Raw genomic sequence first — 19,235 nt, forward strand, 5'->3', positions numbered from 1 at the left:
ATTTTATATGCATAAAATATGTGTAATTGGAAAATTTAAGTATACTGCCATCGTAAGAGGGAGCTGATTGGTTTGAACGGAAAAATCACACCCTTCCAGTTGTCTATGCTGCTGATTACATATATCGGAATCTCCAACCATGTCATCCTGATTCCCATATTGCTAGATACCGCGAACCGTGACGCATGGATCTCTGTCTTGGCCGCCGTTGTACCTTCCTTACTTCTTGGCCTGCTGTATGTATATATGTACAAACATATCCCTTCTTCGCTTTCCACCTGGGTGAAAGAGAAAACAAATTCACTGGTGTGGCTTATTTTCACGGTTCTGTTCACCTTATACTTCTTAACTCAGGCTAGCATCAGCATACGGGATACGATCGTGTGGTCAAATACATCATACTTGACCTATACCCCAACATGGGTAGTCGGCATATGTCTCATCGGCATCAGTTATTACACGGCAAGAAAGGGACTGGCCGCAATTGCAATCACCAATGGCATTCTGCTACCCTGGATCGTTCTATTCGGCTTTTATATCATGGCAGTAAACTTTCAATATAAAGATTACAGCTACATGTTTCCAATCTTCAAAAATTCAGCGCAATCTATCACACATGGCGCTTGGTACACAACATCGGGCATTACGGAGATCTTTCTCGTGTTCTTCCTAAAGGACAATGTTAAGGGCAAGCTGTCTCTCATGAATATGATGTTGGTTGTTCTTATGTTGATTGAGCTGACGTTTGGACCATTGTCAGGCATAATCGCCATGTTCGGTCCGTTCGAAGCCGAGAAACTTCGATACCCAGCGTACGAGCAGTGGCGCATGGCGTCCATCGGAAGCATGCTAAGTCAAACCGACTTTTTGTCCATTTATCAATGGTTAGCCGGTGCGTTTATACGAATTTCGCTGGCGATCTATATCATTCACACGTTGTGGGTGAAAAAATGGAGGCATCCCGAAATTTTGCTCATTCTGATTTCTTTGTTTCTTTTTGTAATCAATCAGCTTAAGCTGTCGGATATAAAGTTCCACGATCATGTAAAAACCTATTATACGAGTTCCAGTCTGTTTTGCGGTGTCACTAGCTTCGTGCTCTTAATTTGTATTTGGGCAGGAAAGAATAAGAAGGCGGTGAAGCAAAATGGCTAAAATAAGCGAAAGTGACATACTGCAGTTATTTGAGGACTGCGGCGATGTTAAGCTCGAACCAATTGGCGGCTTTCTGTTCATTTTCTGCCAAGGCATGTCTAATCGGGAGCAAATCAATGAAGTGAGCACATGCAGTGCAGACATTTGGCGGCAGCACCCCGTTACTTTAACATCGAATTGGAAGAACGAGCTATCGTCCTTTGTGTTTAGTGGCAACTTACTTCTCTTCGATATGGAAACGGCTTTCTGTTACCTGCACTATGTCGCAGACCCACCTCAAAGAGACCCGGAAGAGTCCGTCACGGAAACGTCCTCCAAGGGAGCGCGCGATGGATTTACCGAAAGCATCAAGACCAATGTAGCGCTAATCCGCAAGCGACTGTTAACTCCGACACTCAAAGTGGAATCTTTTACAATTGGTGTCCGGAGTCAGACCGAGATATGTTTGCTCTACATCCAAGATATTGCAAATAAGGAGGCTGTCGATGAGGCTCGAGCAAGATTGCAGAAAATCCACATCGATGCGCTCATTACGAGCTCTCAGCTGGAAGAAGCCATATCGGATAAGACCAAGTCGGTGGTACCGCTTATCGACAATACCGGGCGGCCCGATTTTGCCGCTGAGTACTTGATGGGCGGCCGTTTCGTAGTTTTGCTTAATGGTTCGCCACTTGCCATTATCGCTCCCATTACGCTTACATCGCTTATGAAATCACCGGAAGACGGCTATTACCGTGCGGTGATCAGTTCTTTTCAACGACTGATCCGAATGTTTGGGTGGTATTTGGCGTTGTTCCTGCCCGGATTCTACATCGCGCTGATCGGATTCAATTTCGAGCAGGTTCCACTGCCTTTGTTAGCTACAATCGCAACAAATCGCATTGGACTTCCGGTTTCACTTCCACTCGAGGCGATTGTCGTGCTCATCTTGTTTGAGTTGTTTAAAGAAGCAGGACTGCGGCTCCCGAAATCAGTAGGCCCAACGGTTACCGTCGTCGGCGGTATCATCATAGGTGATGCCGCCATACGAGCCGGCATTACGTCCCCTACCGTAACTGTCGTGGCTGCGACCACGGTAATATCCGGCTACACGTTGGTCAATCCGACGCTGAGCGGCATCGTATCTATCGCACGCATCGTCATTATGATCATCACATCTATTCTCGGGATGTTCGGGTTCTTCATGTCTATCTTCATCACCATCGCCTATTTATCCGATCTCAAATCGTTCGGGATCCCGTACCTCTCTCCGCTTTCACCGCCATCTTGGGCAGATCTCATAGGGGCACTGCTTAAGAAACCAGCGAATAAAATGAAAAAGCGTGCGCAGAACCTCCATTTGCAGGATGATACGAGGATGAAGGACGGAAAGTCATGAAGAGGGCCTGGAAATCGACTTTGATCGGCTGCATCATGTTATTCCTTTGTGGATGCTGGGACGGAAAGAACATTCAATACTTCAATTTCGTTAATATGATCGGCATCGATTACATCGACGGAAAATATAAAATCTATGCTCAAATCAATGATCTCGCGTCCATGGCGAAGCAAGAAGGAAGCGGAAACATCCCAAATCCGATTGTTGTTGGAGTAGGCGAAGGCGAAAGCATTGGGATGGCGGTGTTCGATCTGCTGAAGGAGAGCCAGATGCGAATGGATTTTACACAGACGAAAGTATTTATATTTAGTGATCGCATGCTTGCCAAGGGGATCTTAGATATTCATGATGACTTGATGCGAACACGCGATCAACGCTATACACCCTGGGTATTTGCAACGAATGAAGACCTCAGAAAGATGCTGAACACAAAGCCGATCACTGGAAGCTCCTCTATTAACACAATATACTACCAACCAAATCTCTTATATAAGCAGATGCAATCCTCATTTGAGCCGTTGAATTATCAGAAGGTTATTCGATCTTCAAGGGAACCGTTCGAGACGACGCTGCTTGATCATTTACAACTCTCCGAGAGCTGGGATAAAGACGGTAAGCCGTTTACGCTGCCTACTGTGAATGGCCTTGTCGCTTTAAAGAACGGAAAGAGCCAAGCCAGATTCAACCGTAAAGAAGCAAGTGGAGTGAAATGGTTAAAGGAGAGAACATTACGCGGTATTCTCCCCATCAAGGACGGTCAAGGCACATTTGTTGGAACCGCAGCTCTAAAGAACAATAAGGTAAAGAAAACAGCCGCATATAAGAACGGTAAACGAATCGTTAAACTAGACATTAGCATGGACGCCTCCATTCGAGAGCAGAAGAAACCGCTCGGGCTGAATGAAATGAATATGTTGATTAAGAAGAACGTCGTTGATGAAATTACAAAAACCTATGAAGTTGGGAAGAAACGATCCGTTGACATTTACTCCTTGAATGAAGTCTGGTATCGCAAAGGTATGGCCGTCAATGAAGATATTCCAGATCTTGAGCTGCATATCAAAGTCAATCTCTTGGCTACGAACATGTTCCAGTTACGGAACTAGCGCTTATGAAATGCCTCCGCTAAGGTCATACTACTAAGAATACGTCCTCAATGTCTCTGAAAGGGTGGAGCCTATTTTTAAAGCAAGGAGATTAATCTAACGAGGAGCGAGTTTAATAAAGACAGCGCAGCAGCTACTGAGAACTGATGAATTCTTGTTCAGCTATCTATACTTGAAAATTGTTGGCAGGGTAGGAAGGAAAATAAATTTATTATTATTATAATGAAGAAACAAAACAAAGGCCCAAGGGTAACATCCCAGGGCTTATTGTTGGTTAATTTAGTTGTAGTTAGATTTAATTCTTTTCATTTGGTACCTTATCGGTACCTTTGAAGGCTTTATAGAGCCTGTATCACTCATTATTTATTAAACTGTACTATAAAATTAATACGACGGCCCTTTTACAGGCCGTCTCATGGGAGAGGAGAAACCGGACGAAGAGCTTATGGGGAAACGTAAGTCTTCTCCGCGGTTGTCTACGACATTCTCTGATGTCGATAGTTCAAGGATGACCGTTTTACAGGAAATTTATACATGGCAGGCACAAAATTTTTGTGTCAGAATAGGGCTTGTGGTACGATAGCAAAAGAATGAACCAGTCAGAAGGGGAAAAGCGCAAGATGAGAGTGATTTCAGGCACTGCCAAAGGCAGGTCGTTAAAGGCGGTACCCGGTATCAGCACACGACCAACAACGGATAAAGTGAAAGAAGCGATCTTCAGTATGATCGGTCCCTATTTTGATGGAGGACAGGTTCTAGACTTGTTCGCAGGCACGGGCGGGCTAGGCATCGAGGCTCTGAGCCGCGGGATGGAGAAAGCGGTCTTCATTGATATCGAGAAGAAGAGCATCGATACGGTTCAGCATAATCTGCAAGTGGCCGGTCTCAAGGATCAAGCCGAGATTTACCGGACAGATGCCGCTCGGGCGCTGAAGGCGTTAGCTAAAAGGGAGCAGCAGTTCCAATTGGTTTTTCTAGACCCGCCGTATAAAATGAAAGTGATCGTGGATCTGATTAACGCGATGGAAGTACAAGCTATCGTTGAAGCGAATACCACGATTGTCGTAGAGCATGATGCGAAGGATGTCCTTGACGACGTCATAGGCGGATTCAAGCAACAAAGAAGAGCGGACTATGGAGATACCGCTGTTACGATTTACAAGCAATCTGTAGGGGATGAATAGGCTTTTGAGAGGAGATGACAGCATGATGAAACAAGAACACGGCATTACTGTAGCTGTATATCCGGGAAGTTTTGACCCGGTGACATATGGCCACCTTGATATTATACATAGAGCAGCGAAGGTGTTTGATAAGCTCATTGTTGCCGTACTGAATAACACGTCCAAGAACCCTCTGTTCACTTTGGAAGAGAGAATGGAGCTTATCCGCAGGGTGACGAAGGATCTGCCGAATGTAGAGGTGGATGGGTTCAGAGACTTGATGGTGAATTATATGAAGCATCGCAATGTGCGCCTGATTGTGCGCGGTCTTCGGGCTGTTTCTGATTTTGAATACGAGCTTCAGATGGCGTCAACGAATCACAAGCTTAACTCGGATGTGGAGACTTTCTTCATGACTTCGAAGCCCAAGTATTCCTACTTGAGCTCCAGTATCGTCAAAGAAATTGCAAGGTTTCATGGGCCTGTTGTAGATTTAGTTCCTCCCGAAGTGGAAGAAGCGCTTCAAAATAAATTCCCAAGAGCTTAAAACAGAGCTAGAAGCCATTTATTGGGCTCTTTTTCGAAAAGTGCTTATAAAGGTAGATAGGATTAGCATAGCGATGATCAAAAGAAGGAATTGAAAAAGTGTAACCCCCCATAAAGCCCATATCGAGCCGCCGTTCAGCTGAGAAGCGAATAGTGTGTTCGTGTTTGATGTTTGATCCAACCAGAGAAAGCTTGGTTCTGTATCTAGTTCTGCATCTATTAGTAGGAACTGTACAGGTTTCCAAAGTAGGATGGTACCTACAAAGGAAAGCACAGCGTGCAAAATACGGGACTGGAAGAAAAAACGGTACCGAGCCTCTGTTTTTTGGTGAAACCCAGCAACTTGCGCATGAGCAGACAAGCCTCCCCAGCCAAGAAATGCGCTGATAAGCGCCATTTGTGGAAGTAAGGAGACACCTTGGACTTGGCTCCAAGAATAGGCTCCGAGATGAATCTCCATCAATCCCATAATCCATTGTGGTGAGGTATCCGTGTGGACATTCAAAAAGCGTAAGAAGAAGGAAAATAGCGGTTTAAGGGTCTCGGTAAGATGGGTAATGGAAATGACATTAATCAATACGGAAAAGATCATCATATATCCGCCGATCAGCATTAACGTTTGAACTGAAGAAAGGACTGCATCGCCTAGGAGCTTGCCGAACGCACGACCATCGTGCAGGTAGGCTTGTCGCATGGTTGAGAGGGCTAGTTTCCAAATAGAGCCTGACGACTTGTGATCAGAGCTCTTTTGAGCATCTGAAAGCTGCTGAGGTGCTTTGGACAATCTCATCAAAAAGCCTGTGATAATGGCGGCTGTGTAATGGACGATGGCAAGTACAAGACCAAGCTTCGCGCTGTTCAGAAATCCGATGCCCACAACCATTATTAAGAACAAAGGGCTGCACAGGTGGGATAGCGCTGTTAATCGTTCAGTCTCATCTCGTGAGATGAGTTTTTTTTCGCTGAGGGTGGCAGTAATTTTGGCTCCGCTAGGAAATCCTACAATAAGACCTGAGGCTAACGCCCAACCGCTCACTCCAGGCAAACGGAATATCACTCTCATTAGCGGGTCTAGCAGAACGCCTGTCCCTTGAATGACGCCAAATCCAATCAACAGCTCGACCATAATGAGAAAAGGCAGCAGTGCCGGAAAGACGAGTTTCCACCAAATCGTAAGTCCCTCGAGCGAAGATTGAAACGCTTTGTCAGGGAAAAGTATGATAGACACAACTACAAGGGCAGCCAGAGAACCCAGTACCAGCGTCGTCAGCTTGGGAGTGTAGCTTACTTTTGAAGGCTGCATGGTTTCACCTCATCCTTTAACATGCTTCATTTGTACGCAAAAAGACAGAGGTTTAGACCAAGCTTTCATTCTTGTCCGGCTGAAGGGAGCCATTGCTTGTAGTAGGCATCAGGAAGGGGAACCTGCATGGAAAACGAAGAAGAGAATCGAATTCGCACGTGGTCTAATGATTCCTATCAATATCCGAGAAGATCGTCGACGAGGCGATATTTAGTTTCAGCTCTTGTCGGAATTGTGATTATTTACTTGTTGTTTTTTGTACGTTTGCCATTCTTTATTTTTATGCCGGGAACAGCGGAAGAAATTAAACCGATGGTGACAATACCTAGAGGCTCTGATTCGGAAAAGGGAACGTTGATGCTCACGACAGTACGTGTAGCCGATGCCAATATGGTTAATTATTTAATTGGTCTTGTACATCCTTATGAAGAAATTCAGCCCAAAACAAGTGTTTTGCGTAAAGGTGAGTCTGAGCAAGAATATACACAGCGTCAAGAATATGTCATGCTAACCTCGCAAGCGAGTGCCATTCAAGCAGCATACACACATGCGAAGGTTCCTTTTCACATTAATCATGAGGGCGTTATGGTGTTGCAGACATTGCCAGGCTTATCGGGAGAAAAGGTGCTCAAACCAGGTGATGTGCTGCTGAAGGCTGGGGAGAAAGATGTGAAAGTAGCCCAGGATTTACTTGATGCGCTAAAAGGGAAGAAAGCCGGGGAATCCATCGCCGTTACATATGCTAGGAATAAGGTGGAACAGCAGGCGTCACTGGCGCTAGCAGCGCTTCCTCTCCAAGAAGGGGAAACAGGTGAACCTCGCGCTGGTATTGGCGTTGTTCCGGCTGATATGCAGGCGGTCAAAGCAGACCAAGAAGATCAACAGGTCTCCATTAAAGCAGGAGAAATCGGAGGTCCTTCGGCTGGTTTGATGTTCTCGTTAGAAATTTATAATCAACTGGTTCCAGAGGATATCACGAAGGGGTACCGTATTGCAGGAACGGGGACTATTGAAACAGATGGCACCGTGGGTCCAATCGGAGGCATTCAACATAAGATCATAGCCGCGGATCGAGAAAAGGCGGACTTTTTCTTTGCACCCAAAGATGTGACGTACAAAGACGGGACCAAAGTAACGAATTATTCAGATGCCGTCCAAAGAGCTAATCAAATTAAGACGAAGATGAAAATTGTTGAGATCGGCACGATGGATGATGCCCTTAAATATCTAGCCGCGCTGCCTCCAAAGTAAGCTCTTAGGAATGAAAGTAAATAGATTAATAATTGACAAAAGGCATTCAAAATGGATATAATAATCTTTGTTTGTTTGGGGTGAATAACATGCAGATTCGCTTTAGAGAGCTTTCTCTTAAAGGACACCCGGTCCATATGACAGAAGAGATGAATTTGACGGCTCCTTTTGAAGGGCGTCAAGAAGTTCTTAGTCATGGTCCTGTACGTGTCGATCTTCTTGCATCGCATGAAGATGGAGTAGCAAAAGTTAACGGAACGTTAACGCTAGACTTGGAGTTAAGCTGTTCACGATGCTTAACGCACACTAATCAAACAATCGAACTTCCTTTTGAGGAAGTCTTCATGCAAAAGCCAGAGGAAGAAGACCCGGATCTTGACGAGGACATTCATTTGGTAGTTGGAGATAAAGTCGATTTAGAGCCGTACGTTGTAGAAAATGTAGTGGTCGGTATACCGTACATACCACTTTGTGACGAAGCGTGCAAAGGTCTCTGTCCCGTGTGTGGAGAAAATCGCAATCTTAAGGATTGCGGCTGTAAGCAGGAGAAAATTGATCCTAGGCTTGCAGGTCTCGCGGACTTTTTTAACAAAGAATAAGGCAACGCCCGAAATTCGATGAAGGAGGTGTTTTGAATATGGCAGTACCTCAAAGGAGAACGTCCAAAACTCGTCGCGACAAGCGCCGTACTCACTTTAAATTGGAAGTTCCAGGCATGGTGAAATGTGAACAATGTGGAGAACTGAAGCTGGCACACCGCGTGTGCAAGTCTTGCGGAACTTACAAAGGTAGAGAGATCGTAAAAGCATAAGAATAAGCATAGTACTTCATCCTAGTGTGAGGTGCTATTTTTTTTGCTTTCTTTTTGTTTCTAAATTTAATATACTACAGTTTAGTATCTGGTAATAAGATGAGATCTCACGAGATAAGGTGGTGCTAGCCATCGAACGCCTTCCTAAACGACAAAGGCAGCAGCAATTGCTTCAGGCAATTGAGGTAAACCCTTTTATGACTGACGAGGAACTGATGCGAACGTTTCAGGTTAGTATCCAAACCGTCCGGTTAGACCGATTGGAACTAGGTATTCCTGAGCTGCGGGAACGCATGAAGCACATGGCGGTCAAAACGTACGATCAAGTGCGTTCACTGTCCATTGATGAAGTCATTGGTGAAGTGATCGATTTACAGCTGGATCAAAGCGGTATTTCGATTTTTGAAATTAAAGAAGATCATGTTTTCTCAAGAACCAAAATTGCAAGAGGACATCATATATTCTCACAAGCAAACTCCCTCGCCGTTGCCGTTATCGACGATCCGATCGCCTTGACAGCCTCAGCAGATATCCGGTTTATACGTTCTGTAAAGCTAGGAGAGAAATGTATCGCCAAAGCCTATGTGCGTTCCGTTTCCAAAGGGAAAGCAAGAGTTGAAGTGTCTTCCTATGTAGGCGATGAGGCTGTGTTCCGAGGTAATTTCGTGATCTTTCATTCGAAGAAAGAGCAACATCTAGAGAGGGAGGACAAGCTGCATGCGGATCGCGATTGATGCCATGGGCGGCGATAATGCCCCTAAGATTGTAGTGGAGGGTGCGCTAGCAGCGGCCAAAGAGTGGAAGGACGTACATATCATTTTGGTCGGTAACAGCGCCGCAATTGAAGCTCACCTCACAGAGAGGCCGGCAAATATAAGTATCCGTCACACGGAGGAAGTCATTGAAGCGGAAGATGAGCCTGTGAAAGCAGTGCGACGCAAAAAAGACGCCTCCATGGTTGTGGCGGGTAGACTAGTACGTGAGAAAGAAGCGGAAGCCATGATCTCCGCAGGGAACACAGGTGCTTTGATGACGACAGGGTTGCTCGTGGTTGGGAGAATCCCAGGCATTGAGCGTCCAGCTCTGGCACCGATGATTCCGACAATGGATGGCAATGGTGTACTTGCCCTGGACTTGGGCGCGAATATGGATGCTACGCCGGAGCAATTGCTTCAATACGCGATTATGGGCAGTATTTACCGCTCCAAAGTGCATGGCATTGCTAAGCCGCGAGTAGGCCTTCTCAACGTAGGAACCGAGGCTGCCAAAGGGAATGAATTAACCAAAACAGCATATCCTTTAATGGAGCAAGGGCCTATTCATTTTGTGGGAAATGTCGAATCTTCTCAAGTTCTGCGCGCCAAATGCGATGTTATCGTATGCGACGGGTTTGCTGGGAATATTATGCTGAAAACGCTGGAGGGCGCTGTGTCCACCATTTTTTCAGTACTAAAGCAAGAGTTTACGAAGTCGGTGTTTACCAAGCTTGCAGCAGCCGTCTTGAAGCCGGGTCTGACCCAATTCCGTAAAAAGATGGACTATAACGAGCATGGGGCGGCACCATTCTTAGGGATAGATGGATTGGTCCTGAAGAGCCATGGTTCCTCCGATGCAAATGCCATAAAAAATGCAGTTCGTCAAGCCAGAATAGCTCTGCAAAATGATTTGGTTGGCACGATATCTGCCGAAATAAGCCATGGGAAGAGAGATATAACAACATGAACCTAATACCAGTTGGGGTACTTGGTACAGGTAAATATGTACCTGATCGTATATTAACGAATCAAGAATTGGAAACGATGGTGGAGACGAACGATGAATGGATCGTAACGAGAACAGGCATCCGTGAAAGACGGATCGCAGCTGAAGGACAAGCAACGTCCGATCTTTGTTACGAAGCAGCTTGGATCGCACTAGCCAACGCCGGCATTACTGCGGACCAACTTGACTTAATTATCGTTTCCACCATTACGCCGGATATGTCATTCCCATCAACGGCTTGCATACTTCAAGAGAAGCTAGGCGCCAAAAAAGCAGCGGCATTTGATTTATCTGCAGCATGCTCTGGCTTCGTATATGGACTAGCTAATGCTTCCAATTTCATTGCAACCGGAACTTATAAATATGCCCTAGTGATTGGTGCAGATTGTTTATCCAAGATCACAGATTATACAGACCGGAATACGTGCATTCTGTTCGGTGACGGTGCAGGAGCTGTTGTGATAGGCGAAGTGCCTGAAGAGAGAGGCTTCAAGTCTTTTGAACTTGGTGCTGATGGCACAGGTGGACCACTTCTGAAAATTGAGGGCGGGGGATCACGCAATCCTGCGTCACAAACATCGATCGATCAGCGTATGCATTACATTTACATGGCTGGAGCTGAAGTTTTCAAATTCGCTGTGCGGATTATGGGGAATGCAGCAGATGAAGTTCTGCAAAAAGCAGGTTGGGACAAATCGGATATTGATTTACTAGTCCCGCATCAAGCGAACATGAGGATTATTCAGGCTTCCTTAAACCGACTGGAAATGACAGCAGATAAATGTATGATTAATCTTGATAAATACGGAAATATGTCGGCAGCCTCCATCCCTGTAGCGCTTGCAGAAGCAGCAGAACAAGGGAGATTAACGGAAGGCGACCGTCTCGTGCTTGTTGGTTTTGGCGGAGGTCTAACTTGGGGCGCAACCGCGCTCGTTTGGTAGCCCAGGCCATTTAATTCATTTATTTAAAATCTATTGCCAAAGGGGAGCCTATTCTCGTATGGGTAAAATTGCATTTGTTTTTCCTGGCCAAGGCTCGCAGTCAGTAGGGATGGGTCATGATCTATACACGAATCATCCGGCTGCCAAAGCTTATTTTGACCGCGCAGATGAAGCGCTGGGCTTTTCATTGTCTGATCTGATCTTCCAAGGTCCAGAGGACCAATTAAAGATCACATACCACACGCAGCCTGCCTTGCTGACAACAAGCATCGCTTGTCTGGAAGCATTCAAGGCTGCGGGCATAACGCCAGACTATGTCGCTGGGCATAGTCTGGGTGAATACAGCGCGCTCGTCGCAGCCGGCGTGCTCGCTTTCGAAGACGCGGTCCGCACGGTGCGGGCCCGCGGCGAGTTCATGGAACAGGCCGTCCCTGGCGGCCTGGGCGCGATGGCGGCCGTGCTAGGAGCCGAGCGCGAAGCGCTTGCGGAGCTGTGCAAGGCCATCACAAGCGGCGGCTCCGTCGTGGAGCTCGCCAATGTGAACTGCCCGGGACAGATCGTCGTCTCGGGCAGTAAAGAAGGCGTGCAAGCGGTTGTTGAACGCTGCAAGGAAGCTGGCGCGAAGCGGGCCATATCGCTCGAGGTGAGCGGACCTTTCCACTCTTCGCTCATGAAGCCGGCTTCGGAGCGTCTTGCTGAAGTGCTCGCATCCGTCGAGATGAGCGAGGCAGCCGTTCCCGTTGTTGCCAACGTTACGGCACGTCCTGTTACGTCTCCAGCCGATATCCGCGGTTTGCTTGTTGAGCAGGTTTACTCCCCTGTATTATGGGAGGACACAATTGCCTACTTGATCAGCGAAGGTGTAGATACGTTTATTGAGTTGGGATCAGGAACGGTGCTTGCCGGTCTGATCAAAAAGGTCGATAAAACGGTCAAAACCGTTTCGATTGGCGGCCAAGAGGCTTTGGAGAAGTATTTGCAGGAGGTGCAAGAAGATGCTAACAGGTAAAGTAGCACTGGTAACCGGGGCATCCCGAGGGATCGGCCGTGCGATTGCTTTGCATTTGGCTGAGCATGGCGCAGATGTTGCTGTGAATTATGCAGGAAGTGAAGCCGCTGCTGGAGAAGTAGTAGCAGCGATTGAAGCGATGGGGCGCAAAGCCATTAAACTGCGTGCTGACGTGAGCAGCTACCAGGAGGCTGAGGAATTAGTTAAGCAAACCATTGAAAAGTTTGGTAAGATTGATATTCTTGTGAATAATGCAGGTATCACAAGAGACAATCTAATCATGCGAATGAAGGAAGAAGAGTTTGATCAAGTCATTGCTACAAATCTAAAAGGTGTGTTTAACTGTGTTAAAGCTGTTACACGTCCTATGATGAAGCAAAGATTTGGTCGAATAATTAATATATCTTCTGTAGTTGGCGTACTCGGCAACCCGGGTCAGGCCAACTACGTAGCAGCCAAAGCCGGTGTTATTGGTTTAACCAAAGCTACGGCGAGGGAGCTTTCCACTCGGGGCATTACCGTGAATGCGGTGGCGCCAGGTTTTATCGAAACCGACATGACTGACAAGTTGTCGGCCGAGATGCGTGAGCAAATGTTAAAGCAAATTCCGTTGGAACGCCTAGGTCAACCAGAGGAAATCGCGAAGGTTGTTCGCTTCCTGGCATCCGACGATGCATCCTACATGACAGGCCAAACACTTCATGTGGATGGCGGCATGTACATGTAAGATTCTCCAAAAAGAGATTCTCCAAATTGCCTACTGGCAATCTGTCAAAGATTCTCGTATAATACCAAAGAGGAGGTGAACCGGATGTCCGACGTATTGGATCGTGTTAAACGAATTGTAGTCGATCGTCTAGGGGTTGATGAAGCTGAAGTCACCCTCGAAGCATCTTTCAAAGAAGATCTTGGTGCTGATTCTCTCGATGTAGTTGAATTAGTAATGGAATTAGAAGATGAGTTCGATTTAGAAATTTCAGATGAAGATGCTGAGAAGATTACGACAGTAGGAGAAGTTACGAATTACATAAAATCTCATACGTAATAGTCTACAGAGTCCCGTTTCTAATCAAGACGGGACTTCTCTCCATTCTCACCCAATAAAAAAATGAAGATTCACTACATAGAAGGTGGTACAGATGAAAAGAGTTGTAATTACAGGTATGGGCGTAGTTACTGCCCTTGGTCAAGATTTGGATACGTTCTGGGGTAATTTGACGTCCGGTAAGTCCGGTGTCAGCTTGATCGAGAATTTTGATGTAAGCGAATACCCAACACGCATTGCAGCAGAAGTGAAAGATTTTAATATTGAGGAATATGTGGATCGTAAAGAATCCCGCCGGATGGACCGTTTCGTACAATTCGCCGTAGCAGGCGCGCTGAACGCTCTGAAGGACGCGAACTTGAACTTGAAGGAAGATACGGATCCTGAACGCGTTGGGGTTTCCGTTGGCTCTGGAATTGGCGGTTTGAACACTTGGGAAGAGCAGCATCGAATACTTTTGGAAAAAGGTCCAAAACGTGTTTCTCCGTTCTTTATCCCAATGATGATTGCGAATATGGCCTCGGGTCACATCTCGATGGTTACAGGGGCCAAAGGGCCGAACTCCACAGCAGTTACAGCTTGTGCGACAGGGACGCATTCCATTGGTGATTCCTTTAAAATGATTCAACGCGGTGACGCAGACGTTATGATCTGCGGCGGAGCAGAGGCGACGATTACGCCGATTGGTGTGGCTGGTTTCTGTGCGCTGCGCGCGATGTCCACTCGTAATGATGAGCCGCATTTGGCAAGCCGTCCGTTTGATACGGATCGTGACGGTTTCGTTATGGGCGAAGGATCAGGCGTTCTGATTCTGGAATCCCTCGAACATGCTGAGCAGCGCGGGGCGCGCATTTATGCGGAAGTAATCGGCTATGGGATGAGCGGTGACGCTTATCACATGACAGATCCAGATCCGGATGGAGCAGCACGTTGTATGGTGAAAGCGATCAAGGATGCTGGCATTGCGCCAGACGAGATCAATTACATTAATGCACACGGAACATCAACACCAGTTGGTGATAAGTCAGAAACAACAGCGATCAAAAAAGCGTTCGGTGATCATGCCTACAAAGTAGCGGTTAGTTCAACGAAATCGATGACGGGACATCTGCTCGGGGCTGCCGGAGGCGTTGAAGCCGTAATCTGTGGCCTGACAATCGCTAACAGTTTGATTGCGCCTACGATTAATCTGGTAAACCAAGATCCGGAATGTGATCTGGATTATGTACCGAACCATGCACGACAAGCAAAGGTTGATATTGCGATGTCCAATTCATTTGGTTTTGGCGGTCACAATGCAACGATTATTATGAAAAGGTTCCAAGCATAATTTGCCTGCCTGCGAAGAAAGATAACGAAATAGCATTCTCTCTGGGTGGTGAATTAAGCAATGAACCGCAATGTTAAGGAATTACAGCAGCGGATTGGCATCACATTTCGAAAATCAGAGCTGTTGAAGCAAGCTTTTACCCATTCTTCCTATGTAAATGAGCATCGTATTGCTGGACATAAAGATAACGAGCGTCTCGAATTTTTAGGAGACGCCGTATTAGAATTAACCGTTTCGGAATTTTTATATGATTCTTATCCTGGGCGTTCGGAGGGCGAATTGACGAAGCTGCGAGCATCGATTGTTTGTGAGCCGTCACTCGTTACGTTTGCTGAAGATTTGGATTTTGGTGCTTTTGTGTTACTTGGTAAAGGGGAAGAATTGACCGGCGGACGGAACCGCCCAGCTCTTCTTGCTGATGTTTTTGAATCCTTCATTGGTGCTTTATATTTGGATCAAGGCATAGATGTTGTAAAAGGTTTCTTGAAGAAATATGTATTTGCCAATATCTCCAGTGAAGGTAAGTTGCTCGTTATTGATTACAAGACTCAGCTGCAAGAGCATACTCAGCACCACGGAATGGGTTCTCTGGAATACCGGATCGTGAATGAGCGAGGACCTGCTCATGAGCGTGAGTTTGTAGCTGAAGTACACATGGATACCGACCTTCTAGGAACCGGAGCTGGACGTTCCAAGAAAGAAGCTGAGCAGCAGGCTGCTGCGCAAGCTTTGTTGAAATTGAATGTGACCGTTCAGCGGTAAGTCATATAGCACAAAGAGGCAGCTGCGGCTGCCTTTTTTGTTTTTTTCTCTTATTTTTAGAAGGGATATGTTACAATAATTTCTGAGGTGAGACCATGTTTTTAAAACGGATTGAATTATCCGGGTTTAAGTCTTTCGCAGACCGGACGGAGCTGGAATTTGTGCGCGGTATCACCGCGGTTGTAGGTCCGAATGGGAGCGGGAAAAGTAATATTTCCGATGGTATCAGGTGGGTACTGGGGGAACAAAGCGCGAAGTCTTTGCGTGGCGGTAAAATGGAAGATGTTATTTTTGCGGGCAGTGATGCGCGTAGGGCTGTCAATTATGGGGAAGTATCGTTGACACTGGATAACACGTCACAATCGCTTCCGCTTGATTTCAATGAAGTAACGGTTACTCGCCGCGTACATAGGAGTGGGGAAAGCGAATATTTAATTAATAAGCAGCCCTGCCGCCTGAAAGATATAACGGAATTGTTCATGGATACGGGAATCGGGAAAGAAGCCTATTCCATTATCGGACAAGGACGTATTGAAGAAATTTTAAGTACGAAATCGGAGGATCGTCGAGGCATTTTTGAAGAGGCTTCGGGGATTGTTAAATATAAATCACGCAAAAAGGAAGCAGAAAAGAAATTAAGTGATACAGAACAAAACTTGCTCAGGATTCATGATTTGGTTTCAGAGTTAGAGGACCAGATCGAACCGTTGCGAGAGCAGTCGGAGAAAGCGATTCGCTACAAGGAGCTGCGCGAAACGCTCAAAAGTAGCGAAATTGCGATGTATGTTCATCAGATTGATCAGATATATCTATCATGGAATGAAGCTTCGCAGAAGCTGGAGAAGCTGGTGAAGGAGCAAACAGAGCTTTCAACCATTGTGAATCAACATGATGCGCATTTGGAGAAGCACCGGTGGGAAACACGCAGGTTGGAAGAGGAGCTAGAAAAGCTTCAGGAAAGCTTGCTTGTTCTGAGCGAGGAGTTCGAGAAGTGCGAGGGGCACGGCGAAGTACTCAAAGAGCGTAAGAGAAATTACATGGCTAATCAGCAGCAGCTTAGCAGCACGATTGCCTTGCAGGAACAGCGCAAAATAGACAAGGAAGCGGAACTTAGCGAACAGCGTGAGAAAATCATTCAGATTGGTGCCCAATTGTTTGAGTTTCAAGCTAAGCTGACCGCTGAAGAACAACGTCTGCTTGGGGTTAACGGCGGAATTAGCTCTTCGCCAGAAGATCAACTAAAGGGTGAACTGTTAGAGACGCTAAACCGGATGGCGCAAGCTCGGAACGAAATTCGTTATGCTGAGCAGCAAACGGAAAGCATCGGACGCAGGCTGGAGAGGCTTGATGATGAGCGCCAGAAATGGGCGGATCAGCGCGAGAAAATCACCGTTCGCAAGCAAGAATTAACGGCAAAACTTGAAACAACGGTTAAAGCAATCGAAGACATCAGACAGCAGTATGTCCAGCTGACCCAAAGCTTGAAAAATAAGCAGGGCTTACTTGATGATGCCTTAGGTATGGTCCGTAAATGGGAACAGAAGCTGGATGCGCTGACGTCACGCCGCGACACCATGAAAGAAATGGCCAACGATTACGATGGCTTTATGCAAGGTGTTAAAGAGGTGCTTAAAGCGAAAAGCCGCAAGGATTTGCGGGGGATTCGCGGTGCTGTTGCCGAGCTCGTGAAAGTGCCGGCTGATGTGGAGATCGCGATTGAAACCGCTTTAGGCGGGGCTTTACAAAATATCGTAGTCGAAACCGAAGCCGATGGGCGTGAAGCGATTTCTTTCTTGAAGCGCCGTCAAATGGGACGGGCAACGTTCTTGCCGATGAATGTTATCCGCGGGCGTTCGATTTCGGACAACGAGATCAGCTCTCTCAGATCGGCAAAAGGCTTTGTAGGTATCGCTGTAGATTTGGTTTCATTCGATTCTACTTATCAGAACATTTTCTCTAGTCTCCTCGGAAATGTAGTTGTTGCCCAAACGTTAGAAGATGCAAATCATATAGCTGCAAAAGCACAATATCGCTATCGGGTTGTGACACTAGAAGGGGATGTAGTTAATCCCGGCGGATCAATGACAGGGGGGAGTTTGCAGAAGAAGACGACAAATCTGCTAGGCCGTCAACGCCAAATCGAAGAGTTGGATAATGAAATCAAACATTCTGAGCAGCAGCTCAGCGGTTTGCGCAGTCAGACCAGTGTCATGAAGCGTGAAATTACGGATGAGATGATGGCCGTCGAGCAGCTTCGCCAGCAAGGCGAGCACAAGCGTATTGAGGAGCAGCAAATCCGCGCGGAACTGAATCCACTCGAAGCGGAGAGCCGTACGGTGGAGGAGCAGCTTTCCCTGGATAGTCAAGACAGGGGAGCCTTGCTTGATGAGCAAGCGGATCTTGGACGCAGGAAGACGGAGTCCGAAGCAGCGCTTGCGGAGTTGCAGCAAGAAGAAGCTTCTTTGCAGCAAGCGATTCGTGATGCTGAAAATTCGCGAAAAGCCAGCGAATCCGAGAAAGAAGAGCTGCAAGGCCAACTGACGGATCTCAAAGTGAAGGTGGCTTCAATTTCCCAAGAGAAGCAGTCCCTTCAGGATCAGCAGCGGAGGTTGCAGCAGGATCTTAGCGAGTCGGATCGAGAGATGGAGATGAATCGCGGGCTTTTGCAGCAACTAGAACAGGACATGAGCACACTTGAACAGGAAACCGTCCTGCAAGTTGAATTGCTTAATGATCTCAAACTCAAGAAGCAGCAGTGTACAGAGAGCATTGATTTCAAACGTGCGGAGCGAACCGAATGGTTACATAAGCTTGAGCAGGGAGAGAATGAAACACGGGCACAGCGCGTACAGTTAAAGCAAGTTGAAGAAAGCTTGCATCAAACGGAAGTGCGCGTAACTCGTCTGGATGTTGAGCTGGAAAACTTGCTGAAAAAGCTTGGCGAAGAATACGAACTTAGCTATGAGTTGGCCAAAGAACGCTATCCGGTTCCAGAGGATATCCAGGGTACGCAGATCAAGGTACGTGAGATCAAACGCGAAATTGCTTCGCTTGGTGATGTCAATCTCGGTGCGATCGAGGAATATGCCAGAATCTCTGAGCGTTATGAGTTTTTGAGCACGCAGAAAGATGATTTGATTGAAGCCAAAACTACGCTTTATCAAGTAATTCGCGAGATGGATCAAGAGATGTCCAAGCGCTTCAAAACAACCTTTGATGCGATTCGTTCACATTTTGGCGTTGTTTTTTCCAAACTGTTCGGTGGGGGACGTGCAGATTTGATCCTGTCCGAGCCGGAAAATATGCTGGATACGGGGATTGAGATCGTCGCCCAGCCTCCAGGCAAAAAGCTGCAAAATCTTCAGCTCTTGTCGGGGGGAGAGCGCGCGCTTACAGCGATCGCGTTGTTGTTCTCGATCATTCGGGTGAAGCCTGTTCCTTTCTGCGTATTGGATGAAGTAGAAGCTGCCTTGGACGAAGCGAACGTATCACGTTTTGCGGAATATTTGCGCGAGTTCTCGGAAATGACGCAGTTTATCGTCGTTACCCACCGCAAAGGGACGATGGAAGAGGCCGATGTGCTGTATGGTGTAACCATGCAAGAGGGCGGCGTTTCCAAACTAGTTTCTGTTCGATTGGAAGATGAGGAAGCGGAAATGTCAGCATCTTAA

General features: G+C 46.7%; 18 protein-coding genes. 17 read left to right on the forward strand and 1 reads right to left on the reverse strand.

The features are described 5' to 3' along the window. The first annotated feature begins 72 nt into the window (after nt 1-72). The 5 genes from AC58UW_RS05270 to coaD all read left to right on the forward strand — a co-directional run bounded on the left by AC58UW_RS05270 (nt 73) and on the right by coaD (nt 5,349). Nucleotides 73-1,155 (forward strand): GerAB/ArcD/ProY family transporter, encoded by a 1,083-nt coding sequence (locus AC58UW_RS05270; RefSeq protein ID WP_497419643.1) that lies wholly within the window; start codon nt 73-75, stop codon nt 1,153-1,155. Further along, nucleotides 1,148-2,533 (forward strand): spore germination protein, encoded by a 1,386-nt coding sequence (locus AC58UW_RS05275; protein WP_497419644.1) that lies wholly within the window; start codon nt 1,148-1,150, stop codon nt 2,531-2,533. Before AC58UW_RS05270 ends, AC58UW_RS05275 begins: the two co-directional genes overlap by 8 nt. Then, entirely contained in the window at nt 2,530-3,639 is a 1,110-nt protein-coding gene (locus AC58UW_RS05280) for a Ger(x)C family spore germination protein (RefSeq protein WP_497419645.1), read from the forward strand. The genes AC58UW_RS05275 and AC58UW_RS05280 overlap by 4 nt, the downstream gene beginning before the upstream one ends. Before the next feature lie 620 nt (nt 3,640-4,259). Continuing rightward, complete coding sequence (rsmD, locus tag AC58UW_RS05285; RefSeq protein WP_497419646.1) at nt 4,260-4,823, forward strand: 16S rRNA (guanine(966)-N(2))-methyltransferase RsmD; 564 nt, start codon at nt 4,260-4,262, stop codon at nt 4,821-4,823. A gap of 22 nt (nt 4,824-4,845) precedes the next feature. Beyond that, a complete protein-coding gene (gene coaD / locus AC58UW_RS05290; protein WP_497419647.1) occupies nt 4,846-5,349 on the forward strand; it encodes a pantetheine-phosphate adenylyltransferase in 504 nt (167 codons plus the stop codon). Nucleotides 5,350-5,367: 18 nt separating this feature from the next. Here the strand turns inward: coaD and AC58UW_RS05295 are convergent, their stop codons facing one another. Then, nucleotides 5,368-6,651, reverse strand: a complete 1,284-nt coding sequence (locus tag AC58UW_RS05295; protein ID WP_497419648.1) for a nucleoside recognition domain-containing protein — start codon at nt 6,649-6,651, stop codon at nt 5,368-5,370. Between the two features lie 126 nt (nt 6,652-6,777). On the opposite strand from AC58UW_RS05295, the gene AC58UW_RS05300 reads away from it, so the two are divergent. The 12 genes from AC58UW_RS05300 to smc all read left to right on the forward strand — a co-directional run bounded on the left by AC58UW_RS05300 (nt 6,778) and on the right by smc (nt 19,235). After that, on the forward strand, nt 6,778-7,902 hold the full coding sequence (locus AC58UW_RS05300) for a SepM family pheromone-processing serine protease (protein WP_497419649.1): 1,125 nt from the start codon (nt 6,778-6,780) through the stop codon (nt 7,900-7,902). Between the two features lie 89 nt (nt 7,903-7,991). Beyond that, nucleotides 7,992-8,501: a YceD family protein gene (locus AC58UW_RS05305; protein WP_497419650.1), complete on the forward strand. Its 510-nt coding sequence runs from the start codon at nt 7,992-7,994 to the stop codon at nt 8,499-8,501. A gap of 38 nt (nt 8,502-8,539) precedes the next feature. Continuing rightward, on the forward strand, nt 8,540-8,713 hold the full coding sequence (gene rpmF, locus AC58UW_RS05310) for a 50S ribosomal protein L32 (RefSeq protein ID WP_029195321.1): 174 nt from the start codon (nt 8,540-8,542) through the stop codon (nt 8,711-8,713). Between the two features lie 119 nt (nt 8,714-8,832). Continuing rightward, nucleotides 8,833-9,447, forward strand: coding sequence for a transcription factor FapR (fapR, locus tag AC58UW_RS05315; protein ID WP_497419651.1), 615 nt, complete (start codon nt 8,833-8,835; stop codon nt 9,445-9,447). After that, the gene (gene plsX / locus AC58UW_RS05320; RefSeq protein WP_497419652.1) at nt 9,431-10,435 is read left to right on the forward strand and encodes a phosphate acyltransferase PlsX; all 1,005 of its coding nucleotides are present in this window, start codon (nt 9,431-9,433) and stop codon (nt 10,433-10,435) included. Before fapR ends, plsX begins: the two co-directional genes overlap by 17 nt. Further along, the gene (locus AC58UW_RS05325) at nt 10,432-11,418 is read left to right on the forward strand and encodes a beta-ketoacyl-ACP synthase III (protein WP_497419653.1); all 987 of its coding nucleotides are present in this window, start codon (nt 10,432-10,434) and stop codon (nt 11,416-11,418) included. Before plsX ends, AC58UW_RS05325 begins: the two co-directional genes overlap by 4 nt. Nucleotides 11,419-11,476: 58 nt before the next feature. Then, nucleotides 11,477-12,427, forward strand: a complete 951-nt coding sequence (fabD, locus tag AC58UW_RS05330) for an ACP S-malonyltransferase (protein WP_497419654.1) — start codon at nt 11,477-11,479, stop codon at nt 12,425-12,427. Beyond that, nucleotides 12,414-13,154 carry a 3-oxoacyl-[acyl-carrier-protein] reductase gene (gene fabG, locus AC58UW_RS05335; RefSeq protein ID WP_497419655.1) on the forward strand — a complete coding sequence of 247 codons (741 nt, stop codon included), beginning with the start codon at nt 12,414-12,416 and terminating at the stop codon, nt 13,152-13,154. The genes fabD and fabG overlap by 14 nt, the downstream gene beginning before the upstream one ends. 84 nt (nt 13,155-13,238) lie before the next feature. Continuing rightward, complete coding sequence (gene acpP, locus AC58UW_RS05340; protein WP_028558238.1) at nt 13,239-13,472, forward strand: acyl carrier protein; 234 nt, start codon at nt 13,239-13,241, stop codon at nt 13,470-13,472. A 94-nt stretch (nt 13,473-13,566) separates the two neighbouring features. Beyond that, nucleotides 13,567-14,802, forward strand: coding sequence for a beta-ketoacyl-ACP synthase II (gene fabF, locus AC58UW_RS05345; protein ID WP_497419656.1), 1,236 nt, complete (start codon nt 13,567-13,569; stop codon nt 14,800-14,802). Nucleotides 14,803-14,862: 60 nt separating this feature from the next. After that, a complete protein-coding gene (gene rnc / locus AC58UW_RS05350; RefSeq protein WP_497419657.1) occupies nt 14,863-15,564 on the forward strand; it encodes a ribonuclease III in 702 nt (233 codons plus the stop codon). Nucleotides 15,565-15,659: 95 nt separating this feature from the next. Continuing rightward, nucleotides 15,660-19,235, forward strand: coding sequence for a chromosome segregation protein SMC (gene smc / locus AC58UW_RS05355; protein WP_497419658.1), 3,576 nt, complete (start codon nt 15,660-15,662; stop codon nt 19,233-19,235).

The sequence above is a fragment of the Paenibacillus sp. J22R160 genome (assembly GCF_059692135.1).

Bases quoted from the DNA above. Each gene is read 5' to 3' on its own strand.
- rsmD (WP_497419646.1), top strand. From the start codon at position 4,260: ATGAGAGTGATTTCAGGCACTGCCAAAGGCAGGTCGTTAAAGGCGGTA.
- smc (WP_497419658.1), top strand. From the start codon at position 15,660: ATGTTTTTAAAACGGATTGAATTATCCGGGTTTAAGTCTTTCGCAGAC.
- rpmF (WP_029195321.1), top strand. From the start codon at position 8,540: ATGGCAGTACCTCAAAGGAGAACGTCCAAAACTCGTCGCGACAAGCGC.
- AC58UW_RS05295 (WP_497419648.1), bottom strand. From the start codon at position 6,651: ATGCAGCCTTCAAAAGTAAGCTACACTCCCAAGCTGACGACGCTGGTA.
- coaD (WP_497419647.1), top strand. From the start codon at position 4,846: ATGATGAAACAAGAACACGGCATTACTGTAGCTGTATATCCGGGAAGT.
- AC58UW_RS05275 (WP_497419644.1), top strand. From the start codon at position 1,148: ATGGCTAAAATAAGCGAAAGTGACATACTGCAGTTATTTGAGGACTGC.
- fabD (WP_497419654.1), top strand. From the start codon at position 11,477: ATGGGTAAAATTGCATTTGTTTTTCCTGGCCAAGGCTCGCAGTCAGTA.
- plsX (WP_497419652.1), top strand. From the start codon at position 9,431: ATGCGGATCGCGATTGATGCCATGGGCGGCGATAATGCCCCTAAGATT.
- AC58UW_RS05305 (WP_497419650.1), top strand. From the start codon at position 7,992: ATGCAGATTCGCTTTAGAGAGCTTTCTCTTAAAGGACACCCGGTCCAT.
- AC58UW_RS05280 (WP_497419645.1), top strand. From the start codon at position 2,530: ATGAAGAGGGCCTGGAAATCGACTTTGATCGGCTGCATCATGTTATTC.
- AC58UW_RS05325 (WP_497419653.1), top strand. From the start codon at position 10,432: ATGAACCTAATACCAGTTGGGGTACTTGGTACAGGTAAATATGTACCT.
- AC58UW_RS05300 (WP_497419649.1), top strand. From the start codon at position 6,778: ATGGAAAACGAAGAAGAGAATCGAATTCGCACGTGGTCTAATGATTCC.
- acpP (WP_028558238.1), top strand. From the start codon at position 13,239: ATGTCCGACGTATTGGATCGTGTTAAACGAATTGTAGTCGATCGTCTA.
- rnc (WP_497419657.1), top strand. From the start codon at position 14,863: ATGAACCGCAATGTTAAGGAATTACAGCAGCGGATTGGCATCACATTT.
- fabG (WP_497419655.1), top strand. From the start codon at position 12,414: ATGCTAACAGGTAAAGTAGCACTGGTAACCGGGGCATCCCGAGGGATC.
- fabF (WP_497419656.1), top strand. From the start codon at position 13,567: ATGAAAAGAGTTGTAATTACAGGTATGGGCGTAGTTACTGCCCTTGGT.